At 55.0% G+C, this 16431-nt stretch carries 14 protein-coding genes; all 14 read left to right on the forward strand.

The genetic code is table 11. From position 1 onward, the window contains the following. Positions 1-479 precede the first annotated feature (479 nt). The 14 genes from ACFFGT_RS10550 to traK all read left to right on the forward strand — a co-directional run bounded on the left by ACFFGT_RS10550 (position 480) and on the right by traK (position 16429). Complete coding sequence (locus ACFFGT_RS10550; RefSeq protein WP_377022491.1) at positions 480-974, forward strand: hypothetical protein; 495 nt, start codon at positions 480-482, stop codon at positions 972-974. Positions 975-1185: 211 nt separating this feature from the next. Further along, positions 1186-1518 (forward strand): DUF4134 domain-containing protein, encoded by a 333-nt coding sequence (locus ACFFGT_RS10555; RefSeq protein ID WP_377022492.1) that lies wholly within the window; start codon positions 1186-1188, stop codon positions 1516-1518. A gap of 102 nt (positions 1519-1620) precedes the next feature. Then, complete coding sequence (locus ACFFGT_RS10560) at positions 1621-2052, forward strand: DUF1896 family protein (protein WP_377022493.1); 432 nt, start codon at positions 1621-1623, stop codon at positions 2050-2052. Between the two features lie 24 nt (positions 2053-2076). Next, a complete protein-coding gene (locus ACFFGT_RS10565) occupies positions 2077-7644 on the forward strand; it encodes a helicase-like domain-containing protein (RefSeq protein WP_377022494.1) in 5568 nt (1855 codons plus the stop codon). Beyond that, positions 7641-8210 carry an RsmD family RNA methyltransferase gene (locus ACFFGT_RS10570; protein ID WP_377022495.1) on the forward strand — a complete coding sequence of 190 codons (570 nt, stop codon included), beginning with the start codon at positions 7641-7643 and terminating at the stop codon, positions 8208-8210. The genes ACFFGT_RS10565 and ACFFGT_RS10570 overlap by 4 nt, the downstream gene beginning before the upstream one ends. Positions 8211-8223: 13 nt before the next feature. Further along, entirely contained in the window at positions 8224-8547 is a 324-nt protein-coding gene (locus tag ACFFGT_RS10575; protein ID WP_377022496.1) for a DUF4133 domain-containing protein, read from the forward strand. 20 nt (positions 8548-8567) lie between these two features. Further along, a complete protein-coding gene (locus ACFFGT_RS10580) occupies positions 8568-9362 on the forward strand; it encodes a hypothetical protein (RefSeq protein ID WP_377022497.1) in 795 nt (264 codons plus the stop codon). 67 nt (positions 9363-9429) lie between these two features. Further along, positions 9430-11880 (forward strand): TraG family conjugative transposon ATPase, encoded by a 2451-nt coding sequence (locus tag ACFFGT_RS10585; protein WP_377022498.1) that lies wholly within the window; start codon positions 9430-9432, stop codon positions 11878-11880. Continuing rightward, positions 11877-12557, forward strand: coding sequence for a conjugal transfer protein TraI (locus ACFFGT_RS10590; protein WP_377022499.1), 681 nt, complete (start codon positions 11877-11879; stop codon positions 12555-12557). The genes ACFFGT_RS10585 and ACFFGT_RS10590 overlap by 4 nt, the downstream gene beginning before the upstream one ends. A gap of 10 nt (positions 12558-12567) precedes the next feature. Continuing rightward, positions 12568-13221: a hypothetical protein gene (locus ACFFGT_RS10595; RefSeq protein WP_377022500.1), complete on the forward strand. Its 654-nt coding sequence runs from the start codon at positions 12568-12570 to the stop codon at positions 13219-13221. Positions 13222-13257: 36 nt separating this feature from the next. After that, a complete protein-coding gene (locus tag ACFFGT_RS10600; RefSeq protein ID WP_377022501.1) occupies positions 13258-13902 on the forward strand; it encodes a TerB family tellurite resistance protein in 645 nt (214 codons plus the stop codon). 10 nt (positions 13903-13912) lie between these two features. Beyond that, positions 13913-14659, forward strand: coding sequence for a phosphoadenosine phosphosulfate reductase domain-containing protein (locus tag ACFFGT_RS10605; RefSeq protein ID WP_377022502.1), 747 nt, complete (start codon positions 13913-13915; stop codon positions 14657-14659). 10 nt (positions 14660-14669) lie between these two features. Then, the gene (traJ, locus tag ACFFGT_RS10610) at positions 14670-15809 is read left to right on the forward strand and encodes a conjugative transposon protein TraJ (protein ID WP_377022503.1); all 1140 of its coding nucleotides are present in this window, start codon (positions 14670-14672) and stop codon (positions 15807-15809) included. Between the two features lie 2 nt (positions 15810-15811). Continuing rightward, positions 15812-16429, forward strand: coding sequence for a conjugative transposon protein TraK (gene traK / locus ACFFGT_RS10615; RefSeq protein WP_377022504.1), 618 nt, complete (start codon positions 15812-15814; stop codon positions 16427-16429). Positions 16430-16431 lie beyond the last annotated feature (2 nt).

A 16431-nucleotide genomic window follows, 5' to 3' on the forward strand; every position in this document is an offset into this window, starting at 1 on the left:
AAAAAACTGTCTGGCGCCCAGGACTTAATAATAACAGCCCCCTCCTGGTCAGGGAAATGCCAGGGCTTTGGACTGACTCAGCGTATTGCTCTCATTAGCCCTCAATGATATTAGTATCCTTTCAGCATACTTAAGTTTTTTAGCAGCCGCAGTACGAGCCAGCAGCAGTATTGATTTTGTCTCTCCCAATTATGATACAAAGCCTCCCGAACAGGAGATTTTATTATTTTATGCCTTTTCGCCGTCCTGTGTTTTCCCCGCGCTTATTTTTCTCGTCGCCTCGTTTCTGAAATTTTCTAATCTTAAAAACTTCCTGGTCAGATAATACGAATTCTTTGTATTACGCTCATTTTCAATTGGCTTCAAGAACTGCAAGAAGGATTCAGTTTCATGTTGAAGTTTATGCGCATTGCGCGATCCGCTTGCTTTGTATCAACAAAGGGCAGCAAGTCCGCTATAGACAAATCAAGTTTTAAAATATGAAAAACCTTTTGCAACACATCACATGGCAGCATTACTTTATCACGGTTCTCGTTTTAACCGTTGGTTATTACGCCTGGATCGCGTGGAGATATTATCGTGGGGATATCAACCGCCTCATCGCCAGGTTCAGTCCTCGCCAACAAGGCAACGAAAGCCTGCCGCCTGCGATTCAGCAGCAGGCAGAAGTCCTGATAGACTACCCGGCTGTTTATGATCAGCACCCCGACCTCCCGGCCGGAAGCGGGGAAAACCTCAGCGACCAGGCGGAAGACCTCGCCGAAACCCTCAAAGAAATCATCCGCGACGCAGCCGCCCAACCCTATGCGCCGACGCCGCTCATCAAGCAAATCAAAAAAGTACTCAACGACTTCCCCGACATCTCCGCGACACCCGAACGCGAACAGATCAATGCGTTCATCGTCCGGGAATGCGAAAAAACCGGCACGGCCCTGCTGAGCGAAAGCGAGGTGGATATATGGTGGAGCGCTTAGCCGCCGTGCCCGATCCTCCCGATCCCGTAATCCCGCGGGGACGGTAAAGGGATCCCCTGAAAACCAGGATACCGCTGCCCGGCCCGGTGCCGCAGGGCCATGACCGAAACGGTGGGTACCGGACGCAGCCGATTTTCCGCCCCTCCCGAACAGCTTCGGGAGTGGGTAAGGGAAACCCATGCCCGAAATTTTATAAGCAAACGATAGTGAAATGGAAAAGTGCAAGAGAAAATCGTGGGGCAAAATACTCCCCAAGGCCGCCTTATGCGCGGTATTGATCACCCTGGGTTATGTAAGCAGCCGGGCCCAGGACGGCAACGCCGGCATCCAGGAAGCCAACACCCAGGTCCGCAGTTATTTTGAAAGCGGCACCAACCTGATGTACGGCATCGGGGCCATCGTCGGCCTCATCGGCGCTGTCAAGGTCTACCAGAAATGGAACTCCGGCGACCAGGACACCTCCAAAGTCGCTGCCGCCTGGTTTGGCAGCTGCATCTTCCTTGTCGTGGTGGCCACCATCATCAAATCTTTTTTCGGGATCTGAATAACAGGTGCCCGAGAGGGAAAAAAGATACCCGATGGCCAATCCGCCCGGCTTCCTTTTTCCCCTCACCAGCCACCTTAACCACCCATGCATAAAAAGCTCATGAAAACACAACTCATCAAAAGGCTGCACGACTATCTGCTGGAGCACCATACCGACCTGCTCATCGCGCTGCAGGAAGACCACCGCCTCGACCATTATCTCAATAGCAAGGCCGATTCGGTCGATGACCTGATCCTGCAATTGCAGGATGAACAGCGCCCGCCCTACGTTATCGAAGCGCTTTGCCTCGAAGAACTAACCCGCGACCTGCGGCCCTCGCGCTTCAGCTACCTGCGCGACCTGCTGGAAGAAGAATTCGCAGCCGATTACCGGCGGATGCGCGACAGCAGCATCCTTACTTACGAGATCATCAACCTGATCGGGGCCTGCGAACCCATTTTCGAGGTCTACCACTTCTCCGAGGAAGACGAATACAGCCGCGACCTCCAACACGCGGTCATGGGCATGATCGCCGAATACCTGAACAGATAAGCAATCAACGAAAACAGCGGAACCATGGCTTATAACCCTTTAAAGCAACTGCGAACGAATATCGAGGCGATCAAAATCGCCCTGGCCTATCGGCCCGGCGACCGCCTGAACGAACAGCAGGCCGAAACCCTGCGCGGCTATGCCGGCTTCGGCGGGCTCAAAGCCGTGCTGTATCCCCGTACCGAGATTTCCGGCTGGCGGGAAATGAACGCCTCGCAGAACGACCTGAAGCTTTACCCATCGATGATGGAACTGCACGAAGTGCTGCGAAAGGAACTGGGAGATGGTTATCAGACGGCTATCGATTCCATCCGCGCCAGCGTCGTGACCGCGTTTTATACACCCGCTATCGTCCCGCAGGTATTGTACGGGGTTTTACAGGAAAAGGGCATCCGGCCTACCATGCTCTATGAACCCAGCGCTGGTGCGGGCATATTCATTACCCAAGCCGCCAAAGCTTTCCCCGCTCTTCGGGTCAGCGCCGTGGAAAAAGATCTCCCGACGGGTAAAGTACTGACCGCGCTGTGCAGCACCCTGCCCATGGAGGTGGTCGTACAGATCAAAGGTTTTGAGGAAACACCCGGTGCCGAAGATGGCAAATACGACCTCGTGGCCAACAATATCCCCTTTGGTAATTTCCAGATTTTTGACCCGGCTTACCAGGGAAATAGCCTATCTGCCAAAATTCATACCTATTTCTTTGCCAAGGGGCTGGACAAACTGGCCGAGGGCGGGATCATGGCTTATATCACAACCGATGCCTTTTTGAATTCACCCTCGAACAAAGCAGCGCGGGAACATCTGTTCAGCCGCGCCAATCTGGTCAGCCTGGCCATTATGCCGGATAACCTGATGAAGGAAACCGGCAATACCGAAGCGCCCAGCCATTTGCTGATCGTGCAGAAAGCCGGCGATAAAGCCACACTGAGCAGCGAAGAAAAGCTCCTGCTTGAAACCGAATGGCGGGAGAACAGATTCGGACGGTACACGGTCAACAGCTATATCCGGGAACGGGGGGATAGTATTGTTATGGCTGAAACCATCCGGCCCGGCAAAACGCAATACGGACAGGCCGCCACGGAGTTCTGGCAGAATGGCGATATCGGGGCCATCGCCGGTAAGCTGAAAGCCAATATCACCGCAGGCTTTGACCAATATTTCGATAGGGGGGCTTTTATCAAAGCCAGTAACGGCCTCAGCCAGGTTACGGTGCAAAACACGGACGAGTTACCGCCACTTACTTATAAACCCATGCCCGAAAGCAAGGCTGTGGCCGCCTCTGTGCAACTCGGCCTATTCGATACCCAGACCGCCGAAACCCTCAGCCGCGCGGCCGATTACCTCACGGAAACCGACCAGGCCACCGTGCTGACCGAAACCGCGCGGACGGCCGGCATCATCCGGACACGTGACCATGCCGCGCACGAAAGCATCGTCCTGGTCGCAGCCCGCCTGCGCCAGAACAAGACTTTCGCCTATAAGCTCTATAGCAATGTAAACGAAATTACCTTCCCGCTGGCCTGGCTCAACGCCGGAGCTTTTAGCCGGGAAACCGCCGCGCTCCCGGAAAAGCTCACGAGATACGGCCATGAATTTTTCTTCGAAGGCGACCTGGGTCTGAAAGGATCTTTTAACTTCAGCCAGGAAGAAAAGACCTGGTTCAACGGCTTGCAGCCCCATCACCAGGAAGGAAGCCTCGTGACCGAAGGCCTGAAAACCGGCAGGATCAAAGAACTCGATCCCGCAAGGAACCGCGCCCTCTTCGAACCCCTGCCCGATCAGAAGGACGCTGCTTTCTATCGGGCTTATATCCTGTTACGGGACCGTTATTACGAGCTGTCTGCCAAAGAGGCTGAAGCCCTGCAGCCTTTTCCCCTCATCCGGGAATCGCTGAACCAGGCTTATCATGCTTTTAAACAGCAATACGGTGAGCTAAACCGCCCGGCCAACCGCCGCCTAATCCTGGCCGATGAAAAAGACGGCTTTAAAATGCTGGCTTCCATCGAAACCAGAGAGCAACATATTTTCCGCCCGGCCGATATTCTGGCTGGGCCGGTCTTCCAACGGGCGGAGGTTTTTAAAACGGACGATCCCGTATCCGCGCTGGCCCGTTGCCTGAACGACTACGGGATGGTAGACCTGGGCTTTATCGCCGCCGCGACCGGCCTCAGCGCCGATGAAACGATCATCGGCCTGCACAGCCATATTTTCCTGAACCCCGAAAACCGGGAATGGGAAACCCGCGACGCCTACCTGAGTGGTAATGTCGTGCAAAAGCTGGAGGCAGCGCAGAAAGTGGCGGACGCTGATCCGGCAGATGACGAACTGCAGCGCAGCCTCGATGCGATTCGCAAGGCGCAACCCGAACAGATTCCTTTTGAACTGCTGGATTTCAACCTGGGCGAACGCTGGTTTCCCAATCGTTATTATGAACGCTTTGCCAGCGATTTTTTCGAGCTGCCGGTAACGATCAGTTACCTGGCTTCGAGCGATAATTTTAAAGTATCGGTGAGCGGGAGCAACCTGAAGCTGACCAGGGAGTTCGCTATCCGCCCGAAGGACAGCAGCCGCACGACCTACGGCTATACGCTGCTGGAGCACGCGCTGGAAAATACCACGCCGTATTTCAGCTACGAGGTCAAAATGGGGGACACGACCAAACGCTATCCCGACAACGAGGCGATCCAGCTGGCGCATGAAAAGATCGAGCAGATCCGCAGCGGTTTTACCAACTGGCTGCAGGAACTGCCCGATGAGCAAAAACAGGATATTACCGGGCTCTATAACCGGACGTTCAACTGCTACGTGCTCCGCGAGTTCAACGGGGATCACCTGCGTTTTCCCGGCCTTGATAAAAATGCGCTGGGCATCGGTGACCTCTACAGCTCGCAGAAGAACGCCGCCTGGCGGGTCATCCAGAACCGCGGCGGCCTGATCGACCACGAAGTCGGCCTGGGCAAAACGCTGACCATGATCGTCGCCGGTCATGAAATGAAGCGCCTCGGCATCGTGCAGAAGCCGATGATACTCGCCCTGAAAGCCAATGTCAACCAGATCGCCGATACCTACCGCAAGGCCTATCCCCATGCGCGCATCCTGTTTCCCGGCGAGCATGATTTTACACCGGAAAAGCGCCTGCGCATTTTCCACGAGATCAAAAACAATAACTGGGACTGTATCATCCTGACGCATGACCAGTTCGGCAAAATTCCGCAGTCGCCGGAAATCCAGTCGCAGATTTTTGCCAAAGAACTCGCCGCGGTTACCGAAGACCTGATGATGCTCAAATCGGAGGGGGGAGATATTTCCCGGCGGATGCTCAAAGGGCTGGAGATCCGTAAAAATAACCTGGTGGCGAAGCTAAAGACGCTGGCAGAGGATATCGCCGAGAAGAAGGATACCGGCATCACCTTCCGGGAAATGGGCATCGACCACCTCTTTATCGACGAATCGCATAAATTTAAGAACCTGACGTTCACCACCCGTCATGACCGCGTGGCCGGCCTCGGCAATACTGAAGGCAGCCAGAAAGCGCTCAACATGCTGTTCGCAGTCCGGACGCTCCAGCAGCAGTTCGACCGCGACCTTTGCGTGACATTCCTGAGCGGTACGCCCATCTCCAATAGCCTGACGGAAATGTACCTCATTTTCAAATACCTCCGGCCGAAAGAAATGGAGCGCCAGTATATCGACAATTTCGACGGCTGGGCGGCGGTATTCGCCAGGAAAACCACCGACTTCGAGTTCTCGGTGACCAACCAGATCATCAACAAGGAGCGCTTCCGGCATTTTATCAAGGTGCCCGAGCTGGCGCTTTTCTATAACGAGATCACCGATTACAAGACGGCGGCGCATATCAACCTCGATAAACCCGCGCTGGACGAACAGCTCGTCAATATCACCCCGACACCGGAGCAAAACGATTTTATCACGCGCCTGATGCAGTTCGCCGAAAACGGCGACGCCACCCTGATCGGGCGGGCACCATTGAGCGAGGACGAAGATAAAGGCCGGATGCTGATCGCCACGAATTACGCCAAGAAAATGGCCGCTGATATGCGGCTGATCAATCCGGCATACGGCGACCACCCGGACAACAAGGTGAATACCTGCGCCCGCAAACTGGCCGAGCTGTACCATTCTTCCACGCCGCATAAAGGAACGCAGATCGTTTTCTGCGACATTGGCACGCCGAAAGCCGGTGAATTCAACCTCTATGATGCGCTGAAGGATAAACTGGTGAACGATCTGAATGTAAAGGCGAACGAAATCACGTTCATCCACAGCTGGACCGACAAGCAGAAACCGGAGCTGTTCAAGAAAATGAACCGCGGCGAAATCCGTGTACTGATCGGCAGCACCGAGAAAGCCGGCACCGGCTTGAACGTACAACAACGGGTAATCGCCATGCACCACCTCGATATCCCCTGGAAGCCATCGGAACTGGAACAACGGAACGGCAGAGGGGCGAGGCAGGGCAACCTGTTGGCCAAACAGCACTATGGCAACCAGGTGCTCAATTTTATTTATGCCGTCGAACAATCGCTGGACAATTATAAGTTCAATCTCCTGAAGAACAAGCAGACCTTTATCAGCCAGATGAAAAACTGCGAGCTGAACGTACGCAGTATCGATGAAGGTTCCGTGGACGAAAAGAGCGGCATGAATTTTTCCGAATACATCGCCATCCTGTCCGGCGACATCTCCCTGCTGGAGAAATCCAAGCTGGAGAAAAAAATTGCCGCGCTCGAGAGCCTGAAGACAGCTCATTACCGGGATATTAACCGCTCCCGCTACACGCTGGAAGATAAGCTGAAGGAAAAAGAAAAACTGAGCAAAGAATTGGTAGGGATATCTTCGGATTTAAAGATTTACCAGGCGCAGCTGAAGCTGGATAAAGAGGGCACCAAAGTTAACGCGATCAGCCTGGACAAACTGCAAAGCGCCGATCCCGTGGCCATTGGCAAGTTCCTGGTTTCCAAGTACCGCAACTGGATGCCGGAAAACGGCACTACGGGTAAAGCGAAATTAGGCAGCCTGTACGGTTTCGACCTGATGATCGAACGGCACCTGGGCGCTTTCGATTCGGATAAACCGGCCAACCATTATAATACGCTGTACGCCTGGCGCCCCGAAACCGGGAACAAATACCTGTACAATTCCGGCGCGCCGAACACTGATAACCCGAAAACCGCCGCCCGATACTATCTCCATGCCATCGACCGGGTAGGAGGACAGGCCGAAAAGCTCAGCGGCCAGTTCAAAGAACTCGATCAGCAGATCCCGCAGCTGGAAAACCTGCTCGGCAAGAAATTCGAGCGCGAAGGGGAATTGCAGGGCATGAAAACGGAACTGACCCGCCTGGAGCGGGAGATCGCCGCCAGCATTGCTGCCAAACAGAAATTGCAACAGGGCGGCGCGGATGAAGCAAAAGAGCAGGAACAGCAAAAAGAAGTACAGCCGGAAGCTGTAGTAGTTAAAATGCCTGCCCCGGGGGACAAAACGGATACCCGCCTGACCGTGAACGGCTCGCCTGATTTTTCCCCTCCGCAGCCGGGATTGCATGAGCGGAAGAAAGGATTGCGCCCATGAAAACGCTGCTGATCGAACATATCCGCTGCCCGCTGCACCGCTACACCTTCTCCGTGCGCCAAATACGGGAATGGGTGGAACAGCAATGCGAGGGCCGGGTGCTCAACCTGTTCGCGGGCCGTACGAAACTGGCTGTCGATGAGCTGCGCAACGACCTGGACACCACGATGCCCGCCGATCAGCACCTCGACGCGCTGGCATTCCTGCGCGAGTGGCGCGGCGCAGCGTTCCGCACCATCCTGCTGGATCCGCCTTATGCCTACCGGAAGTCCATGGAACTTTATAGAGGCATCGTGTGCAGCCCTTTCCGGCAACTAAAAGATGCGATTCCGGCCTGCCTCGAACCAGGCGGGATCGTGATCACCTTCGGCTATCACTCCGTGGTCATGGGACGCGCCCGTGGTTTTCAGCTGGAAAAACTGGCCGTCTTCAGCCACGGCGGGGCTATCCATGATACACTCGCTACAGTGGAACGCTACACGCCGCCCGGAATCCCGGCGGTAATGCAAAACCAAACCATCCTTTTTCCCCTCACCGCAAACTACGCTGGTGAAAGGAAAAACTAATGAGAAACCCTACATGATGAAAAACAGCATTTACGAGGTCAATAAAGGCATCAACAAAAGTATCGAGTTCAAAGGTCTGCGCGCGCAATATATCTGGTATTTCGGCGGGCTGATCACCGGGCTGATGATCGTTTTTGCGGCGCTCTACATCTGCGGGGCGGGGACGCTGGTCTGCCTGGCGCTGACCGGTTCGGCTGCGGCTTACGGCAGCATCAGCATCTTCCGCCTGAGCCGGAAATACGGCGAGCACGGCCTGATGAAAGCCGCCGCGGGGAAAAGGGCGCCCAAAATACTGAAATCATACAGCCGCAAAGTATTCCGGCAATTAGCACGATAAGGAGGAGCATGATGAACACTATGAAACAACCCGTCATCCACAGGATCAACGAAACCGGTTATGAAGTGGATATCGGCAAACAGGTACTGCGGCAAACCAACCGCCAGGCCAATGAAATATCTTTTATCCGCGACATGCAGGACCGGGGCACGCATTACCGCTTGATTTATGATACCCTGCTGGATATTGCATCCTTCCGGGAGCCGGACGGCCAGCGTTACCGCCTGGTAGAGGTACCGCAGATGACCGAGTTGCACCCGGAAGGCATGGCCGCCAGGTATGGCGGGACGGCGGAACAACTCAAAGGCAAAAGCGACTTCGAGGTCATCGTCGATCAGCAGGCCCTCGGCCTGCGCCGGAGCGGCGTGCTGCCGCAGATCGATATCGCCGGCGAACCTTTTACCGTGGACCTGCGCCTGCATGAACTGCGCCATGGCCGGGATTTCGCGCCGGTCATCAGCCTCCTCAGTTTCACTATCACCGATGATGGTAACGCTTTCGAGGCCTATTACCAGCCGCTGCTCAAACAAACCGTGGAGATCGATCCCGGCCTGACCGAACTGCCGGACCATATCATCCGCATCCGACTCCCGAATGAACCCGGGCTCGACCCGGTAGGTACGGCCTGGATCTACGGGATGGACGAACGCGAGTTATTGCGCCGGCACCCGATCCAAAAAGATTTAAAAGCGGAGCTCATTCCCCTGGCCGAAACGAACGTTCCCACGCTGATCCGGCAGAACCGGGAAAAGCTGCAGCAGGACCATCAGGAGAATGCCCGGAAGATCCGGCCGCGCCAACGCATGCATTTTTGAGAATTTGCCAGTGAGGGGAAAAAATACCCTCGTTGTTATCCCTCACCGGCCCTTTTTAACCCCAACCATGGAAAAAAGATTAAGCGATATACTACCCATCCTCGGCATCGAGAACGACTGTATCCTGAGCAAGCAGGGCGAGTTCACCGTGGCCTACCGGCTTAGCCTGCCCGAAATTTTTACGCTGTCCGACGATCAGTACGAAAACCTGCACCAGACCTGGATCAAGGCAATCCGCGTATTGCCCAAAAACAGCGTGCTGCACAAGCAGGACTGGTTTATGCGCGATGTGCTGCAACCCGCTGAAACCGCCGAAGGTTTCCTGGAGAAAGCAGCAGCCCGCCATTTTAAGGGGCGGCCGTACCTGCGGCACGACAGCCTGCTGTATCTGACGAAGAAGCCGTCGGGCCGCCCGGTCAGCAGTTCCCTGTTCTCGACGCTTCTCCGTCCGAACCTGTTTCCCAAAGAGTTATTACAGGAGCGGTCGCGCCTCGAATTTCTCGATGCCTGCGCCCGTTTTCAGCGGCTACTAGAAGATACTGGGCTCATCCGTTTAGAAAAATTGAAAGCGGCGGAACTGCAAAGCCAGCCCGGACGATCCGGCCTGATCGAACGGTATTGCTACCTGCCCGAAAATGACCGGCAGAACCTCATGCGCGATATCGCCTTTGAGGATAACATCCGCATCGGCAGCAAGCAGCTGGCCGTTTATACACTGGGCGATGCCGAAGACCTGCCATCGCTCTGTGGCCCGCGGATCACTTATGACCGCTATTCGACTGATCAGACCAGGTTCCCGGTCAGCTTCGCCGCCGGGCTGGGGCTGCTACTGGATTGCAGCCATATTTATAACCAGTATATTTTTATAGGGGATGCGCAGGAAACGCTTCGGCGGCTGGAAAAGAAACGCCTGCGCCTGCAGTCGCTGTCGGTCTATTCGCGGGAGAACGCCATCGCGTTGGAAGCGACTAACGCTTTTCTCAACGAGGCCATCGGCCAGCAGCGCCTGCCGGTTAAAGCACATTTTAACGTGATGGTCTGGGCGGATAAGGGAGATGAGCTGAAAACCCTGGGCAACCAGGTGGTTTCCTCCCTGGCCGTGATGGATGCCAGCGGCAAGGAAGAAACCCGCGGCGCCCCTCAGATCTGGTGGGCGGGGATCCCCGGTAACGCCGGCGATTTCCCGGTCAACGACACTTTCGACACCTTCGCGGAGCAGGCGGCCTGCTTCATCAGCCAGGAAAGCAATTACCACAGCGACCCGCCGGGTCAGGGGATCCGCTTTTGCGACCGGCTCAGCCGCCGCCCGGTATACGTCGACCTTTTCGATGCGCCGCGTGCGGCCGGAATCACCAGCAATATGGGCATGCTGATCTGCGGGAGCAGCGGCGGCGGCAAATCGATGACCAGCAACCACATCCTGCATTCCCTATACGCGATGGGGGCGCATTGCGTAACCGTGGACATCGGCGGCAGCTATAAAAGCCTCTGCGAAATGCTGGGTGGCTATTATTTTACTTATGAAGAAAGCAACCCGATCCGATTCAACCCGTTTTTCCTGTCGCCAGGCGAGACGCTGGATACCGAGAAAAAAGAAAGCCTGAAAGCTCTGCTGGTATCGCTTTGGAAAGGGGAGAACGAAACCTTCAACCGGGCGGAATACGTAGCGCTGTCCAACGCCCTGCAGGGTTACTATGAATATTGGGCAAAAAACGCGCCAGTATTCCCCTGTTTCGATTCCTTCTACGAATATCTTGAACGCGATTACCGGAAACTGCTGGAAAACCACCGGGTAAAGGAAAGGGATTTCGATATGGATAATTTCCTGTACGTATTGCGGCCTTACTATACCGGCGGCGAGTTCGATTACCTGCTCAACGCTAGGGAGAAGCTCGACCTGCTCGGGCAGCGTTTCGTCGTTATCGAGCTGGACCAGATCAAAGACCACCCTATCCTATTTCCCGTAGTGACGCTCGTTATCATGGAGCTTTTTATCTCTAAAATGCGCAGGCTGCCCGGCGTCCGCAAGGTGCTGACCATCGATGAAGCCTGGAAGGCCATTGCTAAAGCCGGCATGGCGGAATTTATCCGCTACGCGTTCAAAACCATTCGCAAGTTCAACGGCGTACCAAGCGTGGTCACCCAGGAGCTGGACGACCTGATCAGCTCGCCCATCATCCGGGAAGCCATCATCAACAACGCCGATATCAAGGTGTTGATGGACATGCGCAAGTTCCAGGGCAAATTCGACAAACTGCAGCAGGCGCTCGGCCTTTCGGATAAAGGCAAAACCATCCTGCTTTCCGTCAACAAGGACGACCGCGAGATCTTTATCGATATCGGCGGGCAGATTATGAAAGTCTACCGCAACGAACTCTGCCCCGAGGAATACTACGCCTATACCACCGAGGGAAAAGAACGGATCAAAGTCCGCGACTACGCCGAACACTATGGCAGCATGGAAAAAGGTATCGCCGCCCTGGTACAGGAACAAACCGCAAAAACCAAAGCCGCATGAAAAGTATAAAAACAGTAACCCCGATCCTGGCTTGGTTTATTTTTTCCCTCACCGGCATCCGGGCAAAAGCCCAGGTACCCGTGGTCAACATTGCCACCGGGCTGATCAAGAAAGTGATCGTCGCCATCGACTTGAACGTACAGCGCCTGCAGAACCAAACCATCGCCCTGCAAAATGCCGAGCAACAGCTGGAAAATTCCCTGCATCTGAACAACCTCAACGGCATATCCGGCTGGCTGGATAAGGAAAAAACGCTGTATGCCGGTTATTACCAGGAACTCAGCAAAGTCAGGCGGCTGATCGCGGATTACGATGCCGTTAAACGCATCATCAGCCGGCAAAGCCAGCTTGTCGGCGAATACCGGCAGGCCAGCGCGCTGTCGCACGGCGACCCGCATTTCAGTCCCGCCGAACTGAAATACATGGACAATATCTACGGCGGCATTTTGCAGGAAAGCCTCCGCAACCTCGACGAACTCCTGACCATCGTCAGCGACCAGGCCACGCAGATGGATGATGCCGAAAGGCTGGAACGGATCGGGCAGGCAGCCAAAGCCATGCAGCTCAACCTCGACCACCTGCGGCAGTTCAACCGGCAGAACGCCGGCCTGAGCCTCCTCCGGGCGAAGGACGCCCGCGACCGGGCATCTGTCAGACAACTCTACGGCATCCATTAAACACGAAACCATGAAAACAAAAATTTTAACCTTCCTGATTTTTTCCCTCATCGGCCTCCTGGCTGACCGGGCATCCGCGCAGTTCCTCGGCGACTTCTTCAGCCAGCAGGCTCAGAAGAAAAAACTGATGACGGAACAGATCGCCGCTTACCAGCTCTACCTGGGCGCGATCAAAACCGGCTACAGCATCGCCGAAAAAGGCTGGACAACAGCCCACGGCCTGAAGAACGGCACTTTCAGGCTGCATTCGGATTATTTCAGTTCCCTGCAGCAGGTCGCCCCGGCGATCAAAAACAACCCGAAAGGCCGCGCCATCGACAGTCTGTACCGGCAAATCTGTTCGCTATTCGCAAACGAGAAACAATGGCAGCAGCAACAAAAGCTGCTGGACGCTACGGAAACCGGGTACCTCGGCAAAGTCGAAAACAGCCTGCTGGCGAAAGCTAAACTGGACCTGGAGGAACTCGCGCAGGTGCTCACGCCCGGCAGGCTCCAGCTAACCGACGCCGAAAGACTCGCCAGGCTGGACAAGCTTTACGAAGCAATGAAGGACAAATATGCCTTTGCCGGTTATTTCACCGCCAAATGCCGGAAGCTGGCCCTGCAACGGCAGAGACCGCAAAAAGACAGGGCGCAAATAAAAAAGCTCTACGGCATACAATAATTATAATCAACAGGTGAAAGGAGATTAGTGAAAGTGATGAAAAAGTTATTAGTAAGCCTGCTGTTTGCAGCAGGACTGGGCGGCATTTGTCCGCAGCGATCCCAGGCGCAGTCCGTCGAAGACTGCATCGAGCAGCTCGTGCTCGATTATGAGAAACTGGCCAGCCTCAAAAACATGCTCGGCCAGATGTATACGGGCTACGAGGTGCTGAGCAAAGGCTATAGTGCCGTAAAAAGCGTGGCCCAGGGCAACTTCAGCCTGCATGAAGCATTTCTCGGCGGGCTTTACCTCGTCAGCCCAACCGTTCGCAAATACCCGCGGATCGCGGATATCATCAGCGACCAGGCCACGCTCGTCAGCGAATATCGGAACGCCTCCGGTACTTTTCAACGAAGCGGACATTTCAGCCCGGATGAACTGGATTATATGCTAAAGGTTTATAACCACCTCGTCAGCAGTAGCCTGCAAAACCTCGACGACCTGGCGATGATCGTCACCGACAGTCAGCTCCGGATGAGTGATGCCGAGCGGCTGACGGCTATCGACCGTATTTACCTTGAAAGCCGCAGCCAGCTCGGTTATTTGCGGCGCTTCAACGGCCAGGCTTCGGCGATGTCCAGGCAAAGGGCTGCAACCGCTGCCGATCAGCAGAGCGTGAAATCTATGTACGGTATCAGGTAATGAGGCAATCATGACACGGGTATTCAATCTTTCCGGCGGGAAAACTTCCGCCTACATGACTATTGCCGAAAAACCGGGGCCGGAAGATATCGTGCTGTTCACGGATACCGGCCGGGAGCATCCGGCGACTTACCGTTTTCTCGACGAGATCGAACGGCACGAAGGTTTTAAAATTCACCGGGTGACCTATACGCACCCGCGCAGCCCCGGCAAAACAGGTTTCGACGCGCTGACCCACTGGAAACACTATTTACCCAACCGGGTGAAACGGATCTGCACGGTGGAATTAAAGATCATGACGGCCCGCCGCTACTTGCGCCCGCTGATCGGGACGCGCTTCGAGCAGTTCATTGGCTTTCGCGCGGACGAGCCGCAGCGGGTGAAGAATTTCAAGGGAACTTACAAACATACCGTCACCCGCTTCCCGCTTTACGAACAGGGCATTACCAAAGCGATGATCAACGCCTATTGGGAAACCAGGCCTTACAACCTGGAGATTCCGCCGATCCTCGGTAACTGCGACCTGTGCTTTTTGAAAGGGAAGAGCAATATCATCAAGATCATGGCGCAATACCCGGAGCTGGCGGAAAAATGGATCGAAGACGAACGCCGGTCGGCTGCCGGCCGGGACAAACCTTCCGGCACTTTCTTTAAGGATACCACTTATGCCGAACTGCTGGAGATCGCCCTGGCACAAAAAACGAACTACAGCCTCGAAGATGCCGAACCGGCTTATTCCTGCGCCTGCACCGCTTAAATCAACCACCATGAAAAAGAAATTCAAATCATTATTTTTCCTTTCAACGGCCCTTTTGCTGTTATGCAACTGGCCCGCAGCTGCCCATACGGAAGGCGTCGCCGACGACCTGCACAGCCTGCAGGGCGTACTCAGCCAGCTTTATGACCAGATGCTGCCCTTGTCCAGCGGCCTGATCGGCGTTTCCCGCGCCATCGGCGGTTTCGCCGCGCTGTGGTTTATTGGCGCACGCGTCTGGAAACACCTGGCAGCGGCGGAGCCTATCGATATCTATCCCTTGTTGCGGCCTTTCGCTATCGGTTTCTGCGTGGCCTTTTTCCCCTTGGTCTTACGCCTGATGAACGGCGTGCTGCAGCCCGTGGTGACCGCGACCGAAGGCATGGTCGCGCGTTCCAACCAGGCCATCGAGCAACTGCTCAGCGATAAGCCGGAAAGCGGGGAGGGGCAGGCATCCGCCAACCCGGATGCCGATCCCGACAAATGGTACCAGTATAGCCACCCGGACGGCAGTAATCAGTCGGCCGGTAACCCCATTTCTGATGCCTTTTCCGGCTGGAACATCAAGAACTGGGCAAGGAAATTCATCTATGAAGTGCTGAACGTGCTTTTTCAGGCCGCGGCGCTCTGCCTCGATACGATCCGGACCTTCAAGCTGATCGTCCTGGCGATCCTCGGGCCGCTGTGTTTCGGCTTGAGCATTTTTGACGGCTTCCAGCATTCGCTCAAGCAGTGGATCGCCCGTTACGTCAATGTGTTCATGTGGCTGCCCGTTGCTAATATTTTTGGGGCGATCATCGCCAAGATCCAGGTGAATATGCTGCTTGCCATGCAGAGCGGCAACCTCGGCGGCAACGAGTTCGGCAATACGAGCACTGTTTATCTGATCTTTCTGCTCATCGGCATCATCGGTTATTTTACCGTGCCCAGCATCGCCAATTATATCATGAACGTCGGCGGGCACGCGCTCTTTGCCAAAACCAGCGGGCTGGCCTCGATGGCGGTATCCTGGTTCAGCGGCTCGGTGATGCAAAGCTTTATCGCCGGTAACCAGTACCGCTCCGTCCAACATAGCCAGCACCAGCAAAAGAACGGCGATACCCATCATTTCAAGGAAAGTAAACTCAGCGGCAACCCGCCTAAAAAACAATGATCATGTTCCCTAAAATCAAAAACCTCGAAACGGCCTTTCAGCATGTGCGCACGTTCTGCATCGTGATCGTGATCGCTGCTTTCGCCACCATCGGCTTTATGCACTGGCAGAACAGGATACTGTCCCTCGTCCTGCAAAAACGTGTCTACATCCTCGCTGGGAACACTGCCTGGGCGGCCACCGCGGCCGAGAAAAGCGTTTACCTGCCTTATGAAGCCAAAGGGCAGGTTCGTGCCTTCCACGACCTGTTTTTCAACCTCGACCCGGACGAAAAGCTGAACCGCCGGAACCTGAGCCGCGCACTGGATCTCGCCGATGAATCGGCCAGAAAAGTGTACGACAGCCTTTCCGTAAGCGGATATTATACCGCCGTTGTGGCCGGCAATATTCACCAGCGGATCCTCATCGACAGCGTGGAGGTCGATACCAGGCAGGAACCTTACCATTTCCGCTGCTTCGCCCGTTTGCAGATCACCCGCGCGACGAGCGAAGTTGTGCAAAACCTCGTTACCGAGGGTGACCTGTATGAAGCCCAGCGCAGCGATAATAACCTCCTGGGCCTGCTCATCCGCCACTGGAATACCACAGAAAACAAAGTTTTAACCGTAAGCAATCATTAAAA

The sequence above is a fragment of the Mucilaginibacter angelicae genome (genome assembly GCF_042434235.1).
GTDB classification, from domain to species: Bacteria; Bacteroidota; Bacteroidia; order Sphingobacteriales; family Sphingobacteriaceae; genus Mucilaginibacter; species Mucilaginibacter angelicae.